Source organism: Woodsholea maritima DSM 17123, from assembly GCF_000382325.1.
GTDB lineage: Bacteria > Pseudomonadota > Alphaproteobacteria > Caulobacterales > Maricaulaceae > Woodsholea > Woodsholea maritima.
Genome location: NZ_KB908071.1, coordinates 1 through 3,370, shown reverse-complemented (window position 1 = coordinate 3,370; position 3,370 = coordinate 1). Strand labels below are relative to the sequence as shown.

Sequence of the window (3,370 nt, the reverse complement as noted above, 5' to 3'; positions counted from 1 at the left end):
CCACAGCCTATCGTAATCGCCTCGCAGCCAGCGTCATCGAACAGCTCAAATCCAGACCCGATGAACTCGACCCCGCGCTCTATGCGCCAGTGTGGATGTCTGCTTCTAGCGCTGCCATTAAGGAAAACACGCGTGGCTCTGTTTATACTGCAAAGGCCACAGATCACGCTGGCGGTCAGCTTTATTATTCGATAGCGGGTGGTGTTGACGCTGAGTTCTTTGAGATAGACAACATCTCAGGCGCATTATCTTTTAAGTCTGCCCCTGATTATGAAGATCCTAAAGATAATGGTCAAAATAATCTATATAATGTGACCTTACAAGTTTCTGATGGTCGCCATAGTGTTAGAAAAGATCTGACTTTCACTATCGAAGATGTAAATGATGTAGCTCCTGTATGGCCACCTATCCCTAAAATTATCGTTGAAGAGAATGCGAACACCGCCCTTTATCAAGCTAGTGTTACGGATGATTTCGGGAGTGTCAGCTTCTCCATTCTGACTAACAATAATGATGATGGCGCTCTCTTTACGATTGATCCCCAAACGGGGATCTTACGCTTTAAAGCGGCACCTGATTATGAAGCCCCCGGCGACCGCGATGACAATAACACGTATTTCTTGACACTTAGCGCGCATGACGGAGTGTTTACCACCAACAATTCGGTTGAAATTGAGGTGACCAATCGCAATGACAACACGCCGCAATGGCAATTTGAAGCCAGCGCCGAAGTCAAAGAAAATTTCACGGGTATTGCATACCGTGCCGCGGCATTAGATGCGGATGGTGACACGCTTGATTATGAAATCATTGGCGGCACAGATGCTTCTAAGTTCGCGATTGATAAGACGACCGGCAATATCCGTTTTGTGAATACCCCAGATCATGAGAATCCAGACGATGCAGACGCGGATAATAAGTATGAGATCCGGGTGCGTGCCTTTGATGGTGAACACGCGATAGAGCGTGATGTAACGCTCTCTGTCCTTAATGAGAATGAATTCGCGCCGGTCTGGGAGTCTCTGACCCATGTTCTCGTTCCTGAAAACAAGGCCGAAGGTGTTTATGTTCTTGCGGGTAAAGATGGCGACGGTGATCTGCTTTCTTATTCAATTGTCGGTGGAGAAGATGCGGGCCGCTTTGCCATTAATCAAGTGACGGGCCGGGTCAATTTCATCAATGCAGCAGATTTTGAAAACCCCAATTCCGCTGACGGAGATAACAGCTATAGTGTGCGCTTGCGTATAAGCGATGGCCTTCACACGATTGAAGACACGGTCATTATCGATATAGCAGACATCCGTGAAGACTATAGCGCCACCGTTAATGATGATATTTTAAGCGGTCTATTAGGCGCAGACCATTATTACGGCCTCGCTGGCAATGATACGTATATTGTTATCGATGGTCAGACGAATATCTATTTTAATGGGGGCGAAGGGCTCGATTATATCAGCTTTGCAAATGCTCTGGCCGGGATTGAAGCAGATCTGACCCGTTATGATGCACAAGCCAAGGCCTATGTCTTCGAAGGTGGTACCTTCAAACTGCTTCATGAAAATGTTGAAGGTATAATAGGTAGCGATTTTGCTGATCTCATTATCGGTAATAATGAAAATAATATTCTCAAAGGCGGAGCAGGCAATGACGTTATTCGCTCTGGCGATGGCGATGATGTTTTGGAAGGAGGCGATGGTGATGACACCTTAATTGGTGTCGGTGGGGGTGATAGGCTGGATGGCGGCGCGGGCAATGACCGTATTGAATTGGGCCAGGGTAATAATTATCGGACCGTCGATGGCAAAGATGTACATCATGGGGCGTATGGTGGCGCAGGCAATGACACAGTCTTACTGAATGCCGGTACTGCCTATGTTGATCTTGGCTCGGGTAATGACACGCTTATTTTCACTGAGTCAATGTCAGATTGGAGCCGTTATATTGGCGGGTCAGGTCAAGATACAGTTTCATTTGAGCGCTTCACTCAAGGCGTAACTTTTGACTTAAGCTCTACCCTTAATCAAAGCGGCAATGAGGGTTGGTTTACCGCATTTAACAAACAGCATTTTATCGGGTTTGAGAATATAACCGGCTCTCAACATGCTGACACGTTAAGCGGTGACGCCGGGAACAATATTCTGAACGGCGGACTGGGCGATGATACCTATCATTTCAGAAAAGGTATGGGATCTGACACGCTGATTGATGCCGGTGGCCAGGATAAGATCGTCTTTAACGATCAGATTGACATCCAGCATTTGACGTTTGAGCAAGATAATAATGATCTGATCATTTATTTAAACGATGAAGCGAATACGCGGGTCGTCGTTAAAAATGGGGCCAATCCTGCCTCTAGCGATGCTATTGAAACAATGGCCTTTAATGATCTTGGTGAGGCCTCATTTGATATCACCCTAGAAGAACTTGGTGTAGAAGAATCGCTCGCAGATATTGCCGATTACTTCGCAAAGACGGGAAGAACTGGCGGTATTGTCTATAAGTATAACCACCCTCCGACCTGGCGTGATAGTGGCCCAGTTTCGACTTTTGAAAATTTTACCGGCAAGCCGTTAGACACTCAAACAGCCTTGTTGCGCGTGTCCGCCGAGGATGTAGATAGTAAACACCTCGCCATTCGATTTGCTGATAACAATCCTTATGCGAGCTATTTTACATTAGACGTGGGTCATGTTGTTGACTTTGATGGTCTAGGTACAGCGCAAGTTACAGAAGATAATTATAATCGCCAACGGATGAGCGAAATTTCAGCTCATATTTATCAGCTCAAAGAATTTGACTACGAGAATTTAGTTAAAGATTCCAGCCTTGCGCGCGGTGAAGACGTGCAAGGGCGTTATGTCATCATTCCTCTGACTTTAACCGTTACAGATGAAGTTCAAACGGGCGATGGCACTAATCATGTCGATAAAACATTTAATTTTAAAGTCTATAATATTAATGAGTATATTCCCGAATGGTCTTCAGTCGGCGCTATTAATGTCAATGAAAATGTAAACGGTATTGTTTATACTGCTCAAGCATCGGATAAGGACGGCGATGCGGTCCGTTATGCGATCGCCGGGGGCAATGATGCGGCTGACTTCACCATCAATGCCTCAACGGGTGCTTTACAGTTTAAGTCAGCGCCTAATTTTGAAGCCCCACACGACCATGATGGCAATAATATTTATCAGGTTATTTTATCCGCCAGTGATGGAGCGGTTTCTGTCAACCATACCGTCACTATCAATGTTCAGAACTTGAATGATATCGCTCCTGTTTGGTCATCTGGGACCAGTGCGAGTTGGAATGAAAATGCCACCGGAATTGTCTATTCTGCACGCGCAACCGATGGCGATGGCAATCCGCT

The 3,370-nt window shown here is 45.9% G+C and carries 1 pseudogene; it reads left to right on the top strand.

Annotated elements, in window-relative coordinates:
• A pseudogene (locus H151_RS17705) lies at positions 1-3,370 on the top strand (hypothetical protein); the annotation flags it as partial.